Origin of the sequence: Arthrobacter yangruifuii (genome assembly GCF_009192775.1) — a bacterium.
GTDB classification, from domain to species: Bacteria; Actinomycetota; Actinomycetes; order Actinomycetales; family Micrococcaceae; genus Arthrobacter_B; species Arthrobacter_B yangruifuii.
This window is the reverse complement of record NZ_VTFX01000001.1, coordinates 742,048-762,086: the sequence shown is the minus strand read 5'-3', so window position 1 is coordinate 762,086 and position 20,039 is coordinate 742,048. Positions and strand designations below refer to the sequence as shown.

General features: G+C 66.0%; 22 protein-coding genes. 7 read left to right on the top strand and 15 right to left on the bottom strand.

Annotated elements, in window-relative coordinates; translation table 11 throughout:
* Nucleotides 1–19 precede the first annotated feature (19 nt).
* Nucleotides 20–400, top strand: a complete 381-nt coding sequence (locus GD627_RS03720; protein ID WP_146360775.1) for a PLD nuclease N-terminal domain-containing protein — start codon at nucleotides 20–22, stop codon at nucleotides 398–400.
* Nucleotides 401–572: 172 nt separating this feature from the next.
* On the opposite strand, the gene ccsB is transcribed toward GD627_RS03720, so the two are convergent.
* From ccsB to GD627_RS03695, 5 genes are read right to left on the bottom strand one after another with little or no spacing between them, the layout of a single operon-like run.
* The gene (gene ccsB, locus GD627_RS03715; protein WP_146360773.1) at nucleotides 573–1,601 is read right to left on the bottom strand and encodes a c-type cytochrome biogenesis protein CcsB; all 1,029 of its coding nucleotides are present in this window, start codon (nucleotides 1,599–1,601) and stop codon (nucleotides 573–575) included.
* Entirely contained in the window at nucleotides 1,601–3,388 is a 1,788-nt protein-coding gene (gene resB / locus GD627_RS03710) for a cytochrome c biogenesis protein ResB (protein ID WP_152271386.1), read from the bottom strand. Before resB ends, ccsB begins: the two co-directional genes overlap by 1 nt.
* Nucleotides 3,388–4,182, bottom strand: coding sequence for a cytochrome c biogenesis CcdA family protein (locus GD627_RS03705; protein WP_246165299.1), 795 nt, complete (start codon nucleotides 4,180–4,182; stop codon nucleotides 3,388–3,390). The genes resB and GD627_RS03705 overlap by 1 nt, the downstream gene beginning before the upstream one ends.
* 5 nt (nucleotides 4,183–4,187) lie before the next feature.
* Nucleotides 4,188–4,823 (bottom strand): TlpA family protein disulfide reductase, encoded by a 636-nt coding sequence (locus GD627_RS03700; protein ID WP_194265950.1) that lies wholly within the window; start codon nucleotides 4,821–4,823, stop codon nucleotides 4,188–4,190.
* A 59-nt stretch (nucleotides 4,824–4,882) separates the two neighbouring features.
* Nucleotides 4,883–5,545: a histidine phosphatase family protein gene (locus GD627_RS03695; protein ID WP_152271385.1), complete on the bottom strand. Its 663-nt coding sequence runs from the start codon at nucleotides 5,543–5,545 to the stop codon at nucleotides 4,883–4,885.
* Nucleotides 5,546–5,704: 159 nt separating this feature from the next.
* Here GD627_RS03695 and GD627_RS03690 point away from each other — a divergent pair, with 159 nt between their 5' ends.
* The 3 genes from GD627_RS03690 to GD627_RS03680 all read left to right on the top strand — a co-directional run bounded on the left by GD627_RS03690 (nucleotide 5,705) and on the right by GD627_RS03680 (nucleotide 9,058).
* Nucleotides 5,705–6,244: a YceI family protein gene (locus GD627_RS03690; protein WP_152271384.1), complete on the top strand. Its 540-nt coding sequence runs from the start codon at nucleotides 5,705–5,707 to the stop codon at nucleotides 6,242–6,244.
* Nucleotides 6,245–6,448: 204 nt separating this feature from the next.
* On the top strand, nucleotides 6,449–7,156 hold the full coding sequence (locus tag GD627_RS03685) for a hypothetical protein (RefSeq protein WP_152271383.1): 708 nt from the start codon (nucleotides 6,449–6,451) through the stop codon (nucleotides 7,154–7,156).
* A 177-nt stretch (nucleotides 7,157–7,333) separates the two neighbouring features.
* The gene (locus tag GD627_RS03680; protein ID WP_152271382.1) at nucleotides 7,334–9,058 is read left to right on the top strand and encodes a hypothetical protein; all 1,725 of its coding nucleotides are present in this window, start codon (nucleotides 7,334–7,336) and stop codon (nucleotides 9,056–9,058) included.
* Here GD627_RS03680 and GD627_RS03675 read toward each other — a convergent pair.
* Nucleotides 9,055–9,813 carry a redox-sensing transcriptional repressor Rex gene (locus tag GD627_RS03675; RefSeq protein WP_152271381.1) on the bottom strand — a complete coding sequence of 253 codons (759 nt, stop codon included), beginning with the start codon at nucleotides 9,811–9,813 and terminating at the stop codon, nucleotides 9,055–9,057. The two genes, GD627_RS03680 and GD627_RS03675, sit on opposite strands and share 4 nt — an antisense overlap.
* A complete protein-coding gene (locus GD627_RS03670) occupies nucleotides 9,813–10,064 on the bottom strand; it encodes a glutaredoxin family protein (protein WP_146360761.1) in 252 nt (83 codons plus the stop codon). The genes GD627_RS03675 and GD627_RS03670 overlap by 1 nt, the downstream gene beginning before the upstream one ends.
* Before the next feature lie 66 nt (nucleotides 10,065–10,130).
* On the opposite strand from GD627_RS03670, the gene GD627_RS03665 reads away from it, so the two are divergent.
* The gene (locus GD627_RS03665) at nucleotides 10,131–10,943 is read left to right on the top strand and encodes an HAD family hydrolase (protein ID WP_152271380.1); all 813 of its coding nucleotides are present in this window, start codon (nucleotides 10,131–10,133) and stop codon (nucleotides 10,941–10,943) included.
* 145 nt (nucleotides 10,944–11,088) lie between these two features.
* On the opposite strand, the gene GD627_RS03660 is transcribed toward GD627_RS03665, so the two are convergent.
* The 5 genes from GD627_RS03660 to GD627_RS03640 form a co-directional block, all read right to left on the bottom strand.
* Nucleotides 11,089–11,187: a 30S ribosomal protein bS22 gene (locus GD627_RS03660; protein ID WP_003792170.1), complete on the bottom strand. Its 99-nt coding sequence runs from the start codon at nucleotides 11,185–11,187 to the stop codon at nucleotides 11,089–11,091.
* Between the two features lie 207 nt (nucleotides 11,188–11,394).
* Nucleotides 11,395–11,607 (bottom strand): helix-turn-helix domain-containing protein, encoded by a 213-nt coding sequence (locus tag GD627_RS03655; RefSeq protein ID WP_146360757.1) that lies wholly within the window; start codon nucleotides 11,605–11,607, stop codon nucleotides 11,395–11,397.
* A gap of 195 nt (nucleotides 11,608–11,802) precedes the next feature.
* Nucleotides 11,803–13,143 carry an NADP-specific glutamate dehydrogenase gene (gdhA, locus tag GD627_RS03650; protein ID WP_152271379.1) on the bottom strand — a complete coding sequence of 447 codons (1,341 nt, stop codon included), beginning with the start codon at nucleotides 13,141–13,143 and terminating at the stop codon, nucleotides 11,803–11,805.
* A 104-nt stretch (nucleotides 13,144–13,247) separates the two neighbouring features.
* Nucleotides 13,248–13,736: an ArsR/SmtB family transcription factor gene (locus GD627_RS03645; RefSeq protein WP_146360753.1), complete on the bottom strand. Its 489-nt coding sequence runs from the start codon at nucleotides 13,734–13,736 to the stop codon at nucleotides 13,248–13,250.
* 48 nt (nucleotides 13,737–13,784) lie between these two features.
* A complete protein-coding gene (locus GD627_RS03640; RefSeq protein WP_246165297.1) occupies nucleotides 13,785–14,993 on the bottom strand; it encodes an acetoin utilization protein AcuC in 1,209 nt (402 codons plus the stop codon).
* Nucleotides 14,994–15,188: 195 nt separating this feature from the next.
* Between GD627_RS03640 and GD627_RS03635 the strand changes: the two genes are divergently transcribed.
* Together GD627_RS03635 and GD627_RS03630 are read left to right on the top strand one after the other, a co-directional pair.
* Nucleotides 15,189–16,511, top strand: coding sequence for a TrkH family potassium uptake protein (locus tag GD627_RS03635; protein ID WP_246165350.1), 1,323 nt, complete (start codon nucleotides 15,189–15,191; stop codon nucleotides 16,509–16,511).
* Entirely contained in the window at nucleotides 16,504–17,172 is a 669-nt protein-coding gene (locus tag GD627_RS03630) for a potassium channel family protein (protein ID WP_146360749.1), read from the top strand. The genes GD627_RS03635 and GD627_RS03630 overlap by 8 nt, the downstream gene beginning before the upstream one ends.
* Before the next feature lie 38 nt (nucleotides 17,173–17,210).
* Here the strand turns inward: GD627_RS03630 and proC are convergent, their stop codons facing one another.
* The 3 genes from proC to GD627_RS03615 all read right to left on the bottom strand — a co-directional run bounded on the left by proC (nucleotide 17,211) and on the right by GD627_RS03615 (nucleotide 20,019).
* Complete coding sequence (gene proC / locus GD627_RS03625; protein ID WP_152271756.1) at nucleotides 17,211–18,044, bottom strand: pyrroline-5-carboxylate reductase; 834 nt, start codon at nucleotides 18,042–18,044, stop codon at nucleotides 17,211–17,213.
* Between the two features lie 114 nt (nucleotides 18,045–18,158).
* Nucleotides 18,159–19,013: a sugar phosphate isomerase/epimerase family protein gene (locus tag GD627_RS03620; RefSeq protein WP_246165295.1), complete on the bottom strand. Its 855-nt coding sequence runs from the start codon at nucleotides 19,011–19,013 to the stop codon at nucleotides 18,159–18,161.
* Nucleotides 18,997–20,019, bottom strand: coding sequence for a Ppx/GppA family phosphatase (locus GD627_RS03615; RefSeq protein WP_152271376.1), 1,023 nt, complete (start codon nucleotides 20,017–20,019; stop codon nucleotides 18,997–18,999). The genes GD627_RS03620 and GD627_RS03615 overlap by 17 nt, the downstream gene beginning before the upstream one ends.
* Between the last annotated feature and the right edge of the window lie 20 nt (nucleotides 20,020–20,039).

Here is a 20,039-nt window from a genome sequence, read left to right as displayed (position 1 = left end):
CCTCCACTACAATGTCCGTATGCCCCGTCTTGTCTTGTTCGGCGTCATCATCGTCGCTGCCGTGATCATTTACGCCGTCATTGACTGCATCATGTCCCGAGCCAACGAGGTGCGCAGCATCTCCAAGGTGTCCTGGCTGTTCACCATCATCCTGATTCCGGTCCTGGGCGCGCTCCTCTGGTTCCTGTTCGGCAGGCCTTCCGGTGGGTCCTCCGGAGGTTCCGGCCCGCGTGAGCCGCGGCGGCCCTCCGCACCGGACGACGATCCCGAGTTCCTGCGCAACCTGGAGATCCGGCGCCGCCAGGAACAGAAGGAAGCCGAACTGCGGGCACGTGAGGCCGAGCTGCGGGCGAAGGAAAGCCGCGGCACCCAGAACGACGACGACAAGCCCGGCGCTTAGCACTGCCGGGCCGGGAACCTGATCCCCGGCGGCGTCTCCGCTCCCGCCGAACCCGCGTTCCGCAGCCCCACCAGCGCATGACCTGGCCAGCACATGAAAAGACCCGTTCCGGAGATTCCGGAACGGGTCTTTTCGGTTTCCGCTGACCGCGGGCGGGCGGGCTCCCAGCCGGCTAGACGCCCGCGTAGCTGTGCAGGCCGGAGAAGAACATGTTCACGATCGTGAAGTTGAAGACCACGCAGAGGAAGCCGACGATCGAAAGCCAGGCGGAACGCGTTCCGGTCCAGCCGCGGGTGGCGCGGGCGTGCAGGTAACCGGCGTAGACCACCCAGATGACGAAGGTCCAGACTTCCTTGGTGTCCCAGCCCCAGTACCGGCCCCATGCCTGTTCGGCCCAAATGGAACCTGCCATGAGGGTGAAGGTCCACAGCACGAAGGCCACCGCATTGATGCGGTAGGACAGGTTTTCCAGGCTCTGCGCAGAAGGAACAATGCGCATGAACGGCAGCCGTTCCCCGCGGCCCGAGCGGATCCGGCTTTCCCGGTCCGCCTGGAGCAGCTGCAGGACCGACATGGCGAACGTCAGTGTGAACAGCGCCGAGGCAATCACTGCGACGGAGACGTGGATGATCAGCCAGTAGCTCTGGAGGGCGGGAACGAGGTGGGCCACCGGCGTCGGGAATCCGATGGTCGCTGCCATCATCATCACCAGCACCAGGCCCAGCACCACGGTGCCGAGGAAGCGCAGGTCCCTGCGGGTCAGCACCAGCAGGAACACCACGGCAACCACGAGGGCTCCGGTGGTGCAGAACTCATACATGTTGCCCCACGGCACCCGGTGCGCGGCCATGCCGCGGGTGATGACGCCGGCGGCGTGGATGGCAGCGGCCAGCACCGTCAGCGCCACGCCCACCCGGGCGGCGTTGCGGCGGGGACCGGTGTAACCCATGGCTCCGTCCGCGGTCTGCGCTTCCCGGCTCCCGTCGGCGTCCCAGTCCCGGGCCGAGCCGTTGGCGGCCCCGGCCGGGACGGTTTCACGCACGGCGGTCTTTTGCTCCAGCCGGTTTTCCACCGCTTGGATGGTCTTGCTGCTCTTGGCGAGGTCCCACGCAAAGGCCAGGAAGGCAATCGTGTAGGCAAATGCCGCCAGCAGCATAAAGAGCTCGCTGTAACTGGCGAGGGTGTAATCGATGGAAGGCATTACCGGTCCTTAGGTGGTTCTACTGCGGCGCTGCTGTCCGCCGATGCGTTTGCAGGTACGGTGACCCGCCCAACATTGTGTCGCTGCGGGTCCTGGGGTGCCAACCACTTCGCGGCAAACAGCCCGCGCAGTGCTGCGGCTTCAGTAGTGAGCCGGGGGTCTTCGCCCCGGGCCAGGAGCCCATATTCAATCATGACCCGGCCGTCCGGGTGCTGGCCCGCCCGGACCCAGACCCTCCGGCGTGCCAGGAACAGCGACGCCGCGAGGCCGGAGAGGGCGAGCACCGCGAACACGAGGACACCGGTTTTCGCCGGGTCGTAGTGGATGTCCAGGGCGGCATACCGCTTCAGGCCGTCAAAGGTGATGGATCCCTTGCCGTCGGGCAGTTCATAGGTCTGGTTGGCGCCCAGGACAATGCCCCCGGCGTCGAGGTCGCGGCTGTTCAGCGGCGTCAGGTCCTCGGTCTCCAGCACGTAAACGTTGGAGGGCACGCCTTCGTCCAGCCCCAGGTCGCCGTAGAAGGAGTTGAGGTTCAACTGGGGGTTGAAGGGATCGGGATCACCGGAGTAGCTGACCCCGGCGTCGTCGATCATGGCGGTCGGCAGGAAGAATCCAACAAAGCCCAACTGATCGGGCTTGGCATCCGGCGCCTTGATCACGGCGAGGGAGGTGTACATGGCGTCGGTGGGCACCGCCACGACCGGCCCTTCCAGGGCCACGTTGCCGTCGCCGTCGCGCACGGTCACTACCGGGGCGTAGCCGTTGCCGACCAGATAGACGCGGGTGCCGCCCAGGGTCAGGGGCGAGTTGACCTTCAGGACCTGTTTCTCGGCCTCGGCGTCCGGACCTTCCTTCACCGTCATATTGGCGGTGAAGTCCAGGGGCTGGCCGTAGTGGGTCTCGGATTCGCGGTCGAATTCGATCTCGAACTCGTCCAGCGTGAGGGAGTACGGGGAGAGCTGGCTTTCGCTGAAGTTGGAGCCGGGGGTGAAGGTGTCGTAGCTGACCAGGGTGTTGACGAAGGACTCGCCCTCCACCACGATCTTCTGCCCGCTGTAACCGAACAACCCGCCCAGTGCCACGCAGGCCAGGACGCCGATAAGGCTGGTGTGGAAGACCAGGTTGCCGAGTTCCTTGGCAAACCCCCGTTCGGCGCCGACGGACGGCCGGTCGCCGTCCACGTCCCTGACATCCACGCGGTAACCGCGGCGGCGCAGGATCTTCGCGGCATCCCGCACGGCGTCCGCCGGGCTCAGCGATGCCTCCGCAGGAACCGCCAGTGTGCCGTATTCGGGCATCCGGGAAAGCCGGCTCGGTGTGCGCGGAGGCTTGGAGCGCATGGCTTTGAAGTGTGCCTTGGCCCGCGGGATGACGCAGCCGATCAGGGAAATAAACAGCAGCAGGTAGATGGCCGAGAACCAGACGGAGGAATACACGTCGAAGAGCTGGAAGCGGTCCAGCCAGGGCCCGGTTTCGGGATTGTCCTTGAGGTACTGCGTCACCACCGAGGGATCGGCCGGCCGCTGCGGGAACAGTGAACCCGGCACCGCGGCAACGGCCAGCAGCAGGAGCAGGAACAGTGCCGTCTTCATGCTGGTCAGCTGGGTCCAGGCCCAGCGCAGCGTACCCAGCAGCCCCAGAGCGGGCAGCGCAGCGTCGTCCCGGCGTCCCTTGGAGGGGCGGGGCTTCGAGGGGCGTGGCGTTGTTGCCTTGTCTGTCACGTCATCCTGTCCCGGGGTCACGGTGTTCTCATGGTTCGTCTGTTCCTGGTTCGTTGGGTTTTTCATCAGATCGGCAGGGACACGTTACCCAACCAACCTTGGAGCTGGTTGATCCACAGGTTCCACACGCCGCTGACCATCAGCAGGCCGAGGGCGATCAGCATGCCGCCTCCGAAGCGCTGCAGCGCCAGCCGGTGGCGGCGGAAAATGCCCAGTGCGCCCATTCCCCGGCGGAAGCCGATGGCGATAAGCAGGAACGGCAGCCCCAGCCCGAGGCAGTACACGAAGGTCAGGAGGGCGCCTTTTGCTGCGCTTGCGTCGCTGCCGGAAAAGGAGAGCAACTGCACAGCGGACAGCGTCGGGCCGATGCACGGCGCCCAGCCAAGGCCGAAGGTGATGCCCAGCACCGGGGCGCCCCAGAGACCGGCCGGTGGTTTGGCTTCAATCTTGCGGTCACGCTGGAACCAGCTCATTCCGCCCATGAACACAATGCCGAGCAGGATGACCACCAGACCCAGTGCCTGCGAAATCCACGCCTGTTCGGAGCCTTTCAGCCAGGCGCCGAGCTGTCCGATGCCGGCACCCAGGGCAACAAAGACCACGGAGAATCCGAGGACGAACAGACCGATACCCGCGAACATCCTGCCGCGCCGTTGTTTCTGCAGGTCAACACCGGTCAGTCCGGTGACATAGCCGAGGTATCCCGGAACCAGGGGCAGCACACAGGGGGAAAGGAAGGAGACCAGTCCGGCGAGGGCCGCCACCGGGATGGCCAGCAGCACGGATCCGTTCAATACCGTGTCGGCAAAGCTATTGGCAGTGGACTCGGCCACCGGTGCCAGGGCGGGGAGGAAGGACACCGTTCCTACGCTGCCAGCGCGTCGGTGATGAGCGCCTTCAGGGTGCCCTTGTCAGCCAGTCCGAGGATCCGGGCGGCCACGCGGCCGTTCCGGTCCAGCACCAGGGTGGTGGGCACTGCCTGCGGCGGCACGAAACTGGTCATGGCCAGCAGCACACCGCCGTCCTTGTCCTGGAAGCTGGGGTACGGAATGTTGAAGTTCCGCTCAAACGCTTCGGCGGTCGCCTTCTCGTCGCGGATGTTGACGCCGTAGAAGCGTGCGCCCTCACCGGCAAAGTTGTCATGCAGCTCCACCAGGTCCGGTGCTTCCTTCCGGCACGGCGCACACGCCGCGTACCAGAAGTTCAGCACGACGACGTCGCCGGCCCAGTCGGCCGAGCTCACCTCGGTACCGTCGAACAGGGTTGCCGTGAACTGGACGGCCTCGCCGCGCTCTGCGGGATCGTATTCCGTCACCGAGCCGTCTCCGGCGATGTAGTTCTTGTTGTCCCCCGCGTTCGCCTGTTCGGCCAGGGGATCATCGGTGGAGCATCCGGCAGCGGTTGCGGCAAAGGGGACGGCCAGGGCCAGTCCGGCACCGAGCCGAAGGAAGGAGCGGCGGCCTAAGGCATCCGGTTCAGCAGGGCGTGGGCGGTTCTTCAAGGATTTCCAGCTTTCATCGCGGCACGGAGAAGCCACTTCTACAACGCGTAGTAATTCTATTATGCTCCCGGGACATTCGCTGCACCGGGAAGAAGGTCCGCGCTCGGCTCGGCGTAGCGAACGCCGGTCAGCACGGCGCCGTCGAACTGCAGGGTGGTGACCGAGGTCAGCGTACACTCGCGCTGGCGGGGGTCATGCCAAAGCTTCCTGCCCTCCGCTGCCAGCCGGGTGACCCAGATGGGCAGCTGATGGCTGACCAGAACGGCTTCCGCGTTGTCTCCGCCAAGTTCCACGGCGCGCAGCCGTGCGTCATCGACGGCGGACATCATGCGGGCCACCTGCTTGGCGTACGGCTCCCCCCAGGACGGGCGCATGGGATTGCGCAGGAGCGGCCAGTAACGCGGATTGCGCAGCTTGCTCTGGATGCGGGACATACCTTCGAATCGGTTCTCCGCTTCAAGGATCCGCTCATCCGTGACGATGTCGAGGTTGAGAGCGGCTGCCAGCGGAGCCGCCGTTTCCTGGGCACGGGTCAGCGGGGACGCGACCAGGTGGACCAGATTGGCGCCCTGGCTGCGCTGCTCGGTGAAATATTCCGCAACCCGGTCCGCCATTTGGCGTCCCAGATCCGAGAGGTGGAACTCCGGGAGGCGGCCGTACAGAACCTTGTCAGGATTAAAGACTTCACCGTGGCGCACGAGGTGTATGGATGAGCGGGACATGTGTCCCAGTTTCGCAGAGTTGGAGCCAGCTGCTAAATTTTCGGGCATTCCCCGTGAATTTCACTTGAACCTTTAACCAAACCGTGCAACACTAAATGCAAATGCATGAAAATGCCGCAGGGGACCTCCTGCCGGCACAGTTACCAGAAGGAGCTCTCCATGATCCCCAGCGGCCTCACCACCGGAACCTGGAATTTCGATGCCTCACACAGCGAAGTTGGCTTCACCGTCCGTCACGCCGGCATCAGCAAGGTGCGCGGCAACTTCGACAAGGTCGAAGCGACGCTGACTGTCGGCGAGACGCTGGAGGAAACCGCCGTCGCCGTCGTCATCGCCGCCGATTCCTTCAACTCCAACGATGCCAACCGTGACGCCCACGTCAAGGGTCCGGATTTCTTCGACGCCGAGCAGTTCCCGGAGCTGACCTTCACGGCCACCGGTATTGAAGCCTCGGGCTCCACGTACACGGTCACGGGCGACCTGACCATCAAGGGCATCACCCGCCCGGTAGTCATGGACACCGAGTTCAACGGCGTGGCCGTGGACCCGTTCGGCGCCACCCGCTCCGGTTTCTCCGCCAGCACCGTGATCAGCCGCAAGGACTTCGGGCTGACGTGGAACGCTGCACTGGAGACCGGCGGCGTCCTGGTGGGCGACAAGGTCACCATCTCCGTTGATGCTGCCTTCGTAGCGGCCTAGCAACTTCCCCATTCCCCCCCACAGGGCGGCCCCGGACCCATCGGTCCGGGGCCGTTTTTTTGCGCCCGGCTTTTCCGGAGCCCCTGACCATGCAGGGCCCGCAGGGCTACGCTGGGTACTTGGCTGCGGGGGCGCCCCGGCTCTTTCCCGCCGCCGGCACACCCGTCCAGCTGCTTCAAGACACCCTCCAGCAGGCAGGCGGACATGAGCACTCCAGAGAACACTCCCGAGCCGGGCCGCGACCCCAACTACCCGAATAATCCCCCGTACCCCGGCGGTCCCCCGGCACCAGGCGGCGCCGGCGCTCCGGGCGGAGGTGTTGGTCCGGATACCAGGCCGGAGCCGCAGTACGGCCAATACGCTCCACGCCCCTACGGCTATGGACAGGCCTCCGACCAGCCTCCGGGAGCCGGCCAGCCCTCCGGCTACGGGTATCCGGCGCCCCCGGCAGTCCCTGCCAAAGCATCTCCACCGCGCGAGGTCATCACCGGTTCCTGGTTGATCATCGCAGCAGGCGTCTTGAGCTTTATCTACAACATCATCACCTCGTTCGCCCTTCCCTCCGTGCTGACTCCCCAGGAAAAACAGGCGTTCAGCGATGCCGGGCTGGATGACGGAAACGTGACCACCTTCCTCGTTTCCTTCGGCATTGTCATAGCCCTGATCGGCTTTGGAATCTACCTCCTGATCGCCCTCTTCGTCCGGCGTGGAAAGAACTGGGCACGCATCCTTGGCACCGTGTTTGCGGCCTTCGCACTGGTTGGCATCTTCACCATGCTCGGCTCCTACTTCACTTCCCCGGTAACCCTAATCTCACTGGTGTCCAGTCTGTTGGGAATTGCGGGCATCGTGATGCTGTACCTGAAGCCGTCGGCCCCGTACTTCCGCAGGGCTCCGCTGTACCCGTACTGACTCCCTTTCCAGGGCCTCCGGCAGGTTTCGGCCGGGAGTTCGGCCCTCTCGGGGCGGGTTCTGCAGGGAAGGGGTCACAGGCTGGTTGCCCCCGCGTAGCGTTGTGTTTTCTTCCGGCGATGGATTGCTTCCGCAGCCCGCGCCGTAGGATGCCGTTCCGCCGTGAAGGGGAGGACCATGGCCGCACTGCTTCCAAACCCGCCACACCAAAAACCACATCTTCCGCTGCGTTACCAGCAGCATTATTCGGGGCATGCCGTGCCCGGCGGCATGGTGATTCCGGAACCGCCCGACTATCCCCCGGCAATATCCGGGAGCATTGCAGGAGACGGCGCGCCCGAGGCCGGTGCCGGACCCCTCGCACCCCCATCCGGTGCCGGATCCGACGGCCGCCATGCCGCTTACCTCTGGCTTAGGGCAGGGTTGCTTGGTGCCATCGGCTGGCTGAGTGCCGGAGTGCGCGGTGCCTTCGGCTGGCTCGGCGCCGGGGCACGCGGCACCTTCGGCTGGGTCCGTGCCGGGGTGCTGGGAACCGCCGCCTGGATAAAGGCTCTTGCACACCGCACGTCCCAACATGCCCGGTCCGGGGCACACGCCGTCTCCCTGGGAGTCCAAGCCGGAGCCCGCACCACCTCGACCGCCGCCCGCACCGGAGCCACACAAGTACGCAACGGGGCACACGCCGTCTCCCTAGGAGTCCAGGCCGGAGCCCGCACCACCTCAACCGCCGCCCGCACCGGAGCCACACAAGTACGCAACGGGGCACACGCCGTCTCCCTCGGAGTCCAGGCCGGAGCCCGCACCACCTCAACCGCAGCCCGCACCGGAGCCACACAGGTACGCAACGGGGCACACGCCGTGTCCCGCACGGTCGGGAACTGGATCAGGGCCGGGGCACGTGCTGTTTCGGTCTTTGTCCTGGCTGTCGCGCACACAGTCTCCGTTGCTGCCCGCGCCGTCGCACACGCCACCGCCGTGGGTGCCCGAAGCACGGCCCGCGCCGTCGCACACGCCGCCACCGTAACGGCCCACGCCGTCGCACACGCCGCCACCGTAGCCGCCCGCGCCGTAACCCATGCGGCAAAGACCTCGGCCCGAGTCACCACGCACGCCACCGCCGTGGGCGCCCGAAGCACGGCCCACGCCGTTTCGGTTTCGGCAGTAGCCACCACGCATGCCACCGCCGTCGGCACCCGCGCCGTAGCAGGCGCGGTGTCCACGGCGGCGCGCACGGTCTCGCGTGCGCTCTCCAAAGCGGCCCGCAGCACGGCGCACTTCGTGGGGGCCGCGGTGCGCAAAATTGCGCACATCGTTGCCATGACAACCCGCGCTGGGCTTCGCATCACCGCGTCGGGTGCCCGGGCGGTGCAATCCCGGCTGCCCTCGCATACCGGCAATCCCGCCCCCATCATCGCTGCCGCGTGTTCCCTTGTTGCAGGAGCCGGCCTGCTCAATCTGGGGAACACCATCTCAACCGTTTCCCGCATGGCCGTTCCCGAATCGCTGCCGCCTGTGCTGACCTTCTTCGAACGCTTCGGGATCACCGGCACTCTCTACACCAGGACCCTTGCCGCCGTGGATATCGCCTACGCCCTGGTCATCTTCGGGATTGCGTGCCTCATGGCGGTGGCACTCCGGGACAAGCGCCGCTGGGCGCGGATTGTCTCGGCGATGCTGGCGGTCACGGCGCTCTTCTTCGCGGTCAATGCCGGGCTGGGTGTCCAGGCGGCGGCAGCTGGCCTTGCCGCTGTCGGATCTGGCCTCACGTTCACAAAGGGGGCAGCTCCCTGGTTCCGGCGGCGGACCCTGGAGCCCGAGCCGGTCCCGGACGAGTCACTGGACACAGAGCGGATCCCCGCGGAACAGATCCAGGCGGAGTTGCTCCGGATGGATCGGCCTTAGCGCGCCAGCCGGGCACGCTCGGCTATCCGCAAGGCCTGGGACCGCTGTGCATGGTAGGCCAGGATCTGCAGTTCAGTTGCCATGTCCACCTTGCGGATCTGGACGTCATCCGGTGCCTGAAGCACCACGGGAGCGAAATTGAGGATACTGGTTATCCCCGATTCCACGAGGCGGTCGCAGAGATCCTGGGCCACCTCGGCAGGCACCGCGAGCACCGCCATGTTTGCCCGGGTCTTCGCCAGAACAGCCTCGAGTGAGTCCACCGGACTGATCCTCAGCCAGCCCACCTCCTGGCCGATCACCATCGGGTCGGCATCCAGGAGTGCCACTACTTCGAAGCCCCGGGATCCGAAACCGGGGTAGCCGGCCAGCGCCCGGCCCAGGTTGCCCGCGCCGACTATGGCCACCCGCCAAGTCAGCGTGAGCCCCAGCGCAGCGGAAATCTGTCCACTGAGGTACGCGACGTCATATCCCACGCCCCTGGTCCCGTATGACCCGAGGTAGGACAGGTCCTTGCGCAGCTTGGGAGAATTCACCCCGGCGGCTTCGGCCAGCTCATCCGAGGACACGCGCTCAATCCCGTCGCCCAGCATGGCAGTCAGCACCCGCAGGTACACCGGCAGGCGGTCCAGCGAGGCCGGGGGTATGTGCCGCTGGGCAGCCGCACCTGCCGGAGGTGCTCCGGCGGACTTGCTGCCGTTCCCTGTATCCCGTTCCAGCGCCGTGCGCCTCGACCGGGCATCCTCGGATGCCATTACGCCCCCAGCAGACGCCGCAGCCGTACTTCGTCGATTTTCCAGAAGTCCCGCTGGACTCCGTCGATGAACAGCACCGGGATCTCTTCCCCGAAGCGTGCGGCCAGTTCCGGGTCTTCATCGGCATTGCGCTCCTGCCACTGCACACCAAGATCCTTCCCCACGCGCTGAAGCACGAGCCGGGCATCTTCGCACAGGTGGCAGCCCGGTCTGGTCAGGAGGACTACATGGGGGACCGTGGATTCGCTCATATGTCCAAAGTAGCCCCATCACGTCCCATTTCCGCGCCCGGGCCGGGTTTTGCGTAGACTCGGACTATGCCCCGAGCCACTGCAGTCCGAGCCTCCGGAACTACGCATGCTGCGGGCAAACCCGGCGAAGCCGCCTTTTTCGACGTCGACAATACGCTGATGCGCGGCGCGAGCCTGTTTCACGTGGGCCGGAAAATGTACCAGCGGAAAGTCTTCACCATTCGTGAAGTAGCCGGGTTCGCGGCCAAGCAGCTGCGATTCACGTTTCAGGGGGAAAACCTCAAAGACGTGCATGCTGTCCGGGACGCTGCGCTGGCCTTCGCCACGGGGCTCTCCTCGGAAGATGTACGCACACTCGGCGAAGAAGTCTACGACGAGATGATCGAGTCCAAGATCTGGCCCGGCACCCGGGCACTGACCCGGCAGCATATGGAGTCCGGCCGGCCCGTCTGGCTGGTGACCGGAACACCGATTGAAGTTGCGTCCGTCATTGCCAGCCGGCTCGGGCTCACCGGAGCCCTCGGCACCGTCAGCGAAGTCGCCGACGGCAGGTACACCGGACGCCTGGTCGGCGAATTCCTCCACGGACCGGCCAAGGCCGCGGGCGTCCAGGCCCTGGCGGAAAAGGAAGGACTGGACCTGCAGAACTGCTGGGCGTACAGCGATTCCTACAACGACGTACCGCTGCTGACCCTGGTAGGGCACCCGGTGGCGATCAATCCCGACACACGCCTTCGCCGTCATGCCCGTGAGCGCAACTGGCCCGTCTATGATTTCCGGTCCGGCCGGAGGGCCGCGACGCTGGGGCTGAAATCAGCCACCGTGGCAGGGGCCGGTTACGGTCTCTGGCGGGGCTTCTCCTGGGTCCGGGACCGCTGATCCTCCGGAACAGCTGACCGTCAGCGCCATTCCTTAAAAACCGGAGCCCGCCTGTCCGTGAGGACTGGCGGGCTCTGCCGCAGCGGATCCGAGGCTGCCTAAGCAGCAGCGGAACCACTGACAGCCGTCGCGGCGAAGGGTCTATCTACTTCTTATTGCGACGCTGGTGACGGGTCTTGCGAAGCAGCTTGCGGTGCTTCTTCTTGGCCATACGCTTGCGGCGCTTCTTGATTACTGAACCCACAGAGTCCTCACAAACTTATTAGGAGTCACCGGCCTCCATCCCCTGCTGCCGTGGCTGCAGAGGCTGTTTGCCGGTAGTTACTGGCGACGATTAAAACGTTCCTTAACAGGGTACAGCTTCAACGCTGTGGAATTTGCCAGCCTGCAGCCGCCGCCGGGAACAGTCTTTCATCCGCTGTTCCCCGGCGCGCATTTACCGGCAGCAGCGCTACGCCGAGTCGGAACGACGGTCAACGACGGCGTCCCGAAGCACCTGCTGGACAGCCGATTCCGGCACCCGGTACGACCGGCCGAAACGAACCGCCGGCAGTTCGCCGGAATGCACCAGGCGGTACACCGTCATTTTGGAGACGCGCATGACCTCGGCAACTTCCGATACCGTCAGAAACCGCACATCCGAGAAATTTCCCTCGTCTGCCATTTAGTCCCGTTCCTTTGCTCATTGCTGCCGCTCCCGCAGCAACCCGATGGGAGCTCCTGGGGATGAGGGACATCGCGCCACCGGCCGGTTGCGACGTGCGTCACAGATGGCCCCGTATGTCCCTACTGTAGTGGCAGGAGTAACCATAGTGGAAGTTCCTTCGGCTGCGGCGGGCCCGGCCGCCGCAAGCGAAGCCTAGATCACGCCCTGGGCCAGCATTGCATCGGCAACTTTCACGAAGCCGCTGATGTTGGCGCCCACCACGTAATCGCCGGGCGCACCGTAGTCCTCGGCCGTCCGGGCACACCGCTCGTGGATATTGACCATGATTTCGCTGAGCCGGCGCTCCGTATGCTCAAAGGACCATGCGTCCCGGCTCGCATTCTGCTGCATCTCCAAGGCCGAGGTGGCGACACCGCCGGCGTTGGCTGCCTTGCCGGGGCCGAACAGCACCCCGGCGCTTTGGAAAGCGGCAATGGCTGCCGGGGTGCACGGCATGTTCGCGCCCTCGGCCACTGCCCGGACCCCGGACTTGATCAGTGCCGCGGCATCCGATTCGTCCAGTTCATTCTGGGTGGCGCAGGGCAGGGCAACGCCGGCCCCTGCGTCCCAGATGGATCCGTCCGGCACGAAGTTCACGGAAGGTCCGCGACGCTCGGCATACTCCGCGATCCTGCCCCGTTCCACTTCCTTGATCTGCCGCAGCAGCGGAACATCGATGCCCTTCTCATCAACGACGTAGCCCGAGGAATCCGAACATGCCACCACGGTGGCGCCGAGCATCTGGGCCTTATCTATGGCGTTGATGGCTACGTTTCCCGAGCCGGAGACAATGACGCGCTGCCCGTCCAGGCTCATGCCCTTGGCCTTGAGCATTTCCTCGACAAACATCACCACGCCGTAGCCGGTGGCCTCGGGGCGGACCAGGGATCCGCCCCAGCTCACGCCCTTGCCGGTCAGCACACCGGATTCATAGCGGTTCGTGATGCGTTTGTACTGCCCGAAAAGATAACCGATTTCACGGCCGCCGACGCCGATGTCGCCGGCCGGAACGTCCGTGTACTCACCGATGTGCCGGTACAGCTCGGTCATGAAGGACTGGCAGAAGCGCATCACCTCGGCATCGGACCTGCCCCGGGGATCAAAGTCGGAGCCGCCCTTGCCGCCGCCGATGGGCATGCCGGTGAGCGCGTTCTTGAAAATCTGCTCGAAACCCAGGAATTTAATGATCCCGAGGTACACCGAGGGGTGGAACCGCAGTCCGCCCTTATACGGGCCCAGGGCCGAGTTGAACTCCACCCGGAAGCCCCGGTTGATCTGCACCTGGCCCCGGTCATCCACCCAGGGCACCCGGAAGATGATCTGCCGCTCAGGTTCACAGATCCTCTGCAGGATCGCGGCTTCGGCGAACTCGGGATGCTTGCGCAGCACCGGTGCGAGGGAGTCGAACACTTCCACCACCGCCTGGTGGAATTCCGTTTCTCCGGGATTGCGGCGGAAAACGTCGTCGCGCACGCGTGTCAGTACACGTTCCATGAGCTGCTCCTTAGAGGTAGGGCTTCCCGCTTAGGACTACGCTAGCCCCGCGGGCAGTGGCGAAGCGATATCAGGCAGGCCCAACGGCCCGGCAAGCCGTGTCCCTAGGACCGGCGGCGGCGGAATCTGGGGAACTGGCCGAACAGGTCTGCCGCCCGTTCCGCGGCGCGGCCGACGGTACGGCCGAGGTTCGGCACGCCGGCGTCCGCGGGCAGCGGCGTCCGGGTCTCCGCGGCCCCGGGCACCAGTGCGCCGGCGGCAGCGGCGGCAGCCGTGGCGCGCGGAGGGGCGGCTGCAACGGAGGTAAGGAGCGGCGTCGTTTCCGCCAGGGACGGCAGGTCAAAAGCCCGCAGCCACAGGACCAGTTCCTCCAGCGGAGCCGTCTCCAGGGAGTAGTACCGGCGCTGGCCTTCGGCACGCATGGAGACCAGGCCCGCTTCGCGCAGCACCTTGAGGTGTTTGGAGGCCGTCGGCTGGCTGACCTCGAGCTCATCCACCAGTGTTCCCACGGATTTATCGCCGGTACGCAGGGCACCCAGGATTTCGCGCCGCGTACCTTCGGCGATTACTGCAAACACATCGTCAAACACCATGCCATTTACCCTAGCGGGATATGGAACCCGGAGCATCCCGCATTACGGCTAGTCGAACCACGGGTCAAGCCCGTGCATCGGAAACAGTTCCTTGCGGGTGGCCATGACGGTCCGGTCGATCTCGTCATTGGGGTCATACCCTACTTCCCAGGACCGCCACCAGAGATCGGCTCCGTCGCCTAGCGTTTCCCCGCACTGGACGCCGTGCTTTTCCAGCACATAGTCGCGCCAGGCCGCGGGCAGCGGAGTGGAGGGACGGACCCGGCCGTTTGTAGCCACGGACATCAGCAGCGCCCAGGACCGCGGAACCACGGAGGCCACGTTGTAGCCGCCCCCGCCGGTGGCGATCCAACGGCCCTCGCACAACCGGCCCGCCAGATCGCTGATGGTCAGGGCGACCTGCCGCTGGGCTTCCACGCTGATCCGCAGGCCCGTCATGGGATCATCCTTGTGGCTGTCGCAGCCGTGCTGGCTGACGATCACTTCCGGAGCGAACGCTTCCGTCAGCTGGGGAACCACGGCGTGGAACGCACGCAGCCAGCCGGCGTCGGTGGTGCGCGCCGGTACGGCAATGTTGACCGCGGTTCCCTCGGCTGCCTTGCCGCCGGTTTCATTCGCGAATCCCGTCCCCGGAAACAGCGTCAGGCCGCTTTCATGCAGCGAGATGGTCATGACGCGCGGATCGTCCCAGAAAATGTTCTGGGTTCCGTCGCCGTGGTGGGCGTCGACGTCGATGTACACCACCCGGTTCACGCCGTTGGCGAGAAGGCGCGCGACGGCGGCGGCGGCGTCGTTGTAGACGCAGAAACCGGACGCTTTTGCATAGCCGGCATGATGCATGCCGCCGGCGAAGTTCACGGCGTGCGTCGCCTCGCCGGACAGAATCGCGTCGGCTGCGACCAGGGAACCGCCGACCAGCCGGGCGCTGGCCTCGTGCATGCCGGCAAAAGCCGGGGTGTCCTCGGTCCCCAGTCCCAGCAGCGTATTGCTGTTCGCCGGGTCGGCTCCGGCCGCCTGCACGGCGCTGATGTAGTCATACCCGTGGACCGTCAGCAGGTCGGCAGCGGAGGCGACATAGGGTTCGGCCGTCCGGACGCCTTCGAGGTCGAAAAGCCCCAGTTCGCGGGCCAGCCGTGCGGTGAGGTCCAGACGCACCGGACTCATGGGGTGGCCTGCACCGAAGTTGTAAGCCAGCATGGATTCATCCCAGACAATGCACGTCGGCATAATGGGAAGGCTTAGCCCGGAACTGATCATGCAGACAGGCTACGTGATACGGGCGCTACTCTGATATTGGCGTCCGCACCCATCTGCCGGACAAGTACCACTACTGTGCGGAACCACCGCGGAAAAGAACTGACGACCATGGCATTCCCACGGCAATCCCTGCTGGAAAAGGGGCAGCACAACGGTCCTGCCATCGTCGCCGGGATCCGGCGGTTCGTGGGCGGGATGGTCACCGGCCGTCCTGCCCGGCTGGCGCTTATCGTCTTCAGCCTGGTCATCCTGTTGTTCACCGCCCTGCTGAGCCTGCCGGCGGCCGCCAGCAGCGGAGAAGCAGCACCGCTGCATGATGCCTTCTTCACTGCCGTTTCGGCGGTCTGCGTCACCGGTCTGACAGTGGTCTCCACCGCCACCTACTGGTCCACGTTCGGGCAGGTGCTGATCCTGATCGCCATCCAGGTGGGCGGACTGGGCATCCTCACCCTGGCCTCGCTGCTGGCCCTGGCCGTAAACAAACGGCTCGGGGTCCGCGGCAAACTGATGGCACAGGAAGGCATGAACACGGGCCGGCTCGGCGAGGTGGGCCACCTGCTGCGCATTGTCTTCAGCACCGCCGTCGTTATTGAACTGGCGCTTGCCGTAGTGATGGCACCGCGCTTCATGATCCTGGGCGAATCCCCCGGCCAGGCCATCTGGCACGCGGTGTTCTATTCCATTTCCGCCTTCAACAACGCCGGCTTCACGCCCCACTCCGACGGCCTGGTGCCCTATGAAGAGGACCTGTGGATCCTGGTGCCGCTGATGGTCGGCGTCTTTATCGGCTCGCTCGGCTTTCCCGTGATCATGGTCCTGCTGCAGACCCGCAGCCACATCAGCAAGTGGAACCTGCACACCAAGCTGACCATGCTGGTGTCCTCCATCCTCCTGGTTTCCGGTGCCGTGCTCTGGGGTGCGTTCGAGTGGTTCAACACCCGCACCATCGGGGATCTGTCCCTGGGTGACAAAATCATCCACTCGATCTTCGCCTCGGTGATGACCCGTTCGGGCGGCTTCAACCTGGTTTCCATGACGGATCTGGATTCCAGCACCCTGCTCGTCACCGACATGCTGATGTTCGCGGGCGGCGGCTCGGCCTCCACTGCCGGCGGTATCAAGGTCACCACCATCGCCGTACTGTTCCTCGCCGTGGTGGCCGAAGCCCGCGGCGACGCCGATGTCCGAGCCTTCGGCCGCACCATCCCCCAGGGCGCCATGCGGGTGGCCATCTCGGTGACCATCCTGGGTGCCACACTGGTGGCGGTGGCCACCTCGGCACTCCTGGTCATCACCGATGAATCCCTGGAGCCGGTGGTCTTCGAAGTCATTTCCGCGTTCGCCACGGTGGGGCTGAGTACGGGCATCAGCGAGGCGCTGCCGCCCGCGGGCAAGTACGTCCTGTCGATGCTGATGTTCGCCGGACGCGTCGGAACCATTACCCTTGCCGCGGCCCTTGCCGTGCGCCACCGCAACACCCTTTACCACTACCCCGAAGAAAGGCCGATCATTGGCTGACAGACCTCCCCACAACGCACCGGTCCTGGTTATCGGTCTTGGCCGCTTCGGAGCCGCCACTGCCGAGCAGCTGGTCCGGCAGGGCCGCGAAGTCCTGGCCGTGGAACGCGATCCGGAACTCGTGCAGAAGGCCTCCGGCCTGCTGACGCACGTCGTCCAGGCCGACGCGACGAACATCGAGGCACTCAAGCAGCTGGGCGCGGAGGACTTCTCCGCCGCCGTCGTCGGCGTGGGCACCTCGATCGAGTCCAGCGTGCTGATCACCGTGAACCTGGTGGACCTGGGCATCGAGCACCTGTGGGTCAAAGCCATCACGCCTGCGCACGGCAAGATCCTCACCCGCATCGGCGCGAACCACGTGATCTATCCGGAGGCCGACGCCGGCCGCCGGGCCGCGCACCTGGTGGGCGGGCGGATGCTGGACTTCATCGAGTTCGACGACGGTTTTGCGATCGTGAAGATGTACCCGCCGAAGGAGACGCAGGGTTTCACCCTCGGCGAGTCCAATGTGCGGGCCAAGTACGGCGTCACCGTGGTGGGCGTGAAATCCCCCGGCGAGGATTTCACCTACGCGCAGCCTGACACCAAGGTCTCCAGCCGGGACACCCTGATTGTGTCCGGCCACGTGGATCTGCTGGAACGGTTCGCCGCCCGGCCGTAAGGTTTCACGGTCCGGCCACGGTCCTGCCGGTCGGCCGGCTAGGCCGTGAGCTGGTTGGTGATTTCCTGGGCGCGGGCCGCTGCGGCACGGGCCCCGGTCTCGATGATGCCGGGAAGGTTCAGCTCGTCGAAGGTCCGGATGGCTGCCTCGGTGGTGCCGTTCGGGCTGGTGACGCCCCGGCGCAGGCTGGAGGCATCGGCGTCGGGCTCGGCCAGCATGTAACCGGCCCCGGCCACCGTTTCACGGGCAAGCAGTGCGGACAGGTCCGGATCCAGACCCAGCTCCGCGCCGGCACGGGCCATGGCCTCGGCCAGGTAGAACGCGTAGGCAGGGCCGGAACCGCTGACGGCGGACACTGCGTCCACCTGCTCCTCGGGAACCTCCACCACCGTGCCCGTGGCGGACAGTACGCGGCGGGCCAGGTCCATGGCCTCCGGTCCGGCGGAACGGCCGGCGGAAATGGAGGTGACACCGCGGCCGAGGCGGGACGGGGTGTTGGGCATCGCGCGGATCACGGGCTGGTCCTGGGGCAGCAGCGACTCCATCAGGGCCAGGGGCACGGCAGCCGCCACGCTGAGCACCACGGCGCCGCGGGGAAGGTCGGCCGCAACTTCGCGCAGGACGTCCGCGACCTGCACGGGCTTGACGCCCACGATGACCAGGTCCGCGCCGGCCACGGCTTTCCGGTTCGCGTCCGGGTCCTCGCTGCCGGCGAGGACCGTGATGCCGTGGGTGGTGCGAAGCTCCTCGGCCCGCCCTGCACTGCGGACGGTGGCGGTGACCTGCCCGGCGGCCAGGCCGCCGGCGAGGATGCCGCCCAGGATTGCCTCGTTCATCGAGCCGCAGCCCAGGAATGTCAGTCGGGGATTCAATGCGCTTTCCATGACGTCGATTCTTTCATGCTCCGCATCACGGGCAGCTCCGGACGAAGGCCGGGCTACCGCCGGGCAGGCGTGCCGACGGGCGGGCCGGCACATGCTTCGGTCCTACTGGGCGTCGCCGCGGGCCAGAAGTGCCTTCTGATGCAGGTGCTCGCGGGCGAAGTCCAGGGTCTGCTTCAACTGGTCCTCGCGTTCCCCCGCACCCCGCGCCTTCCGGGTGCTGACTTCCACGGCCACGACGCCGGTGAACCCGGCATCCGCCAGGTAGGACAGCGCCTCGGCGCACCGCTGCGTGCCTTCACCGGGAAGCAGGTGCTCATCCCTGCCGTTGGGCGTGCCGTCGGTCAGGTGCACGTGCCGGAGCCGCTTGCCGAGCCGGCGGATCTGCTCGAACGAGTCCATGCCGGCGATGGCCGCATGTGAAAAGTCCCAGGTCACGTTGTCGTACGGCTCCGGAACAGGATTCCAGTGCGGCAGGTAGGCCTTCGCCTCCCGGCCGCGGACCCGCCAGGGATACATGTTCTCCACCGCAATGGTGACCCCGTACTGTTCGGCGATGTCCCGCACGCCCTCGGCGAAGTTTTCGGCATATCCCGTCTGCCAGCGGAACGGCGGGTGCGTAACCACTGTCGAGGCCCCCACTTCCGCAGCCATCGCGGCGGACAACTCGATCTTGGTCCAGGCAGCACCCCATACCTGCTGCGTCAGGAGCAGGGTGGGGGCATGGATGGCAAGGATCGGCTGCTGATACCGTTCGCTCAGGTCCTTCAGCGAATCCGGGTCCTGGCTGACCTGGCTGTTGGTGACCATGATTTCGACGCCGTCATAGCCCAGGTCGTGGGCCATGGCAAAAGTGTCATGCACGGACAGCGGGTACACGGATGCGCTGGACAGTGCCACCGGGATGGCGGCCCGTCCGGATGACGGCAGGGGTGTCTGCATGTCAGCTCGGCTCTCCATTGGCGGACGGTCCTGCTCCGGCGGCCACGAGGAATTCCTCGCCCTCAACAGGCCCGCGCGGCAGGTCACCGGTGGTTTCAAAACGCAGGGTGTCGAACCGGCGCAGGATCAGGCCCTCGCGCAGCGCCCACGGGCAGATCTTCAGCACGGGCACGTCAAAGGCTTCCATAGCGGCCTGCGCCACGAGGGCACCGGCCAGCATCTGCGGCGCGCGCAGCGCCGAGACACCGTCCAGTCCGGAACGTTCCCGGGCGCTCAGTGCGCCCAGCCGTTTGGTCCAGAGGGACAGGTCCTCCAGGGTGAGCACCCGGGGCGCAAACGGTCCGGCGGCCGACGGCGCGGCCCCGGCAATGCGGGCCAGCGACCGGAACGTCTTGGACGTGCCTGCCACCAGGTCCGGGCGGCCGAAGGCAGCGAACTCCTCAGCCGCCTCGCCTACCAAGCCGCGGATGTACTTGCGGAGCTTCTTGATGCTCTTGGGCGTGGGCGGATCCTCGGGAAGCCAGTCCCGGGTCAGCCGTCCGGCGCCGAGCGGCAGCGAACGGGCAATCTCCGGCAGTTCGTCCTGGCCCAGGGCCATCTCGAAGGATCCTCCGCCGATGTCCAGGTCCAGGATGGAACCGGCACCCCAGCCGTACCAGCGGCGCACGGCCAGGAAAGTCATGGCTGCTTCGTCTCCGCCGGAGAGTTCCTCCAGCCGCACCGGGGTTTCGCGCTGCACCCGGGCCAGGACCTCGGTGCCGTTGGCCGCCTCCCGGATAGCCGAGGTGGAAAAGGCCAGCAGGTCCTGGGCACCGTGCCGGCGGGCAAAGTCCCAGGCCTCGTTGACGAACCCAATGAGCTCGTCCTGCCCGGCACCGCTGATCGCGCCGTCGGCGTCCAAATAGGACACCAGCTGCAGCGGCCGCTTGTGCGAGGCGAAGGGGACGGGACGGGCACCGGGATGCGCGTCCACCAGCAGCAGGTGGACGGTATTGGACCCGATGTCGAGGACGCCTAGGCGCATGATTCCATTATCGCTCTACC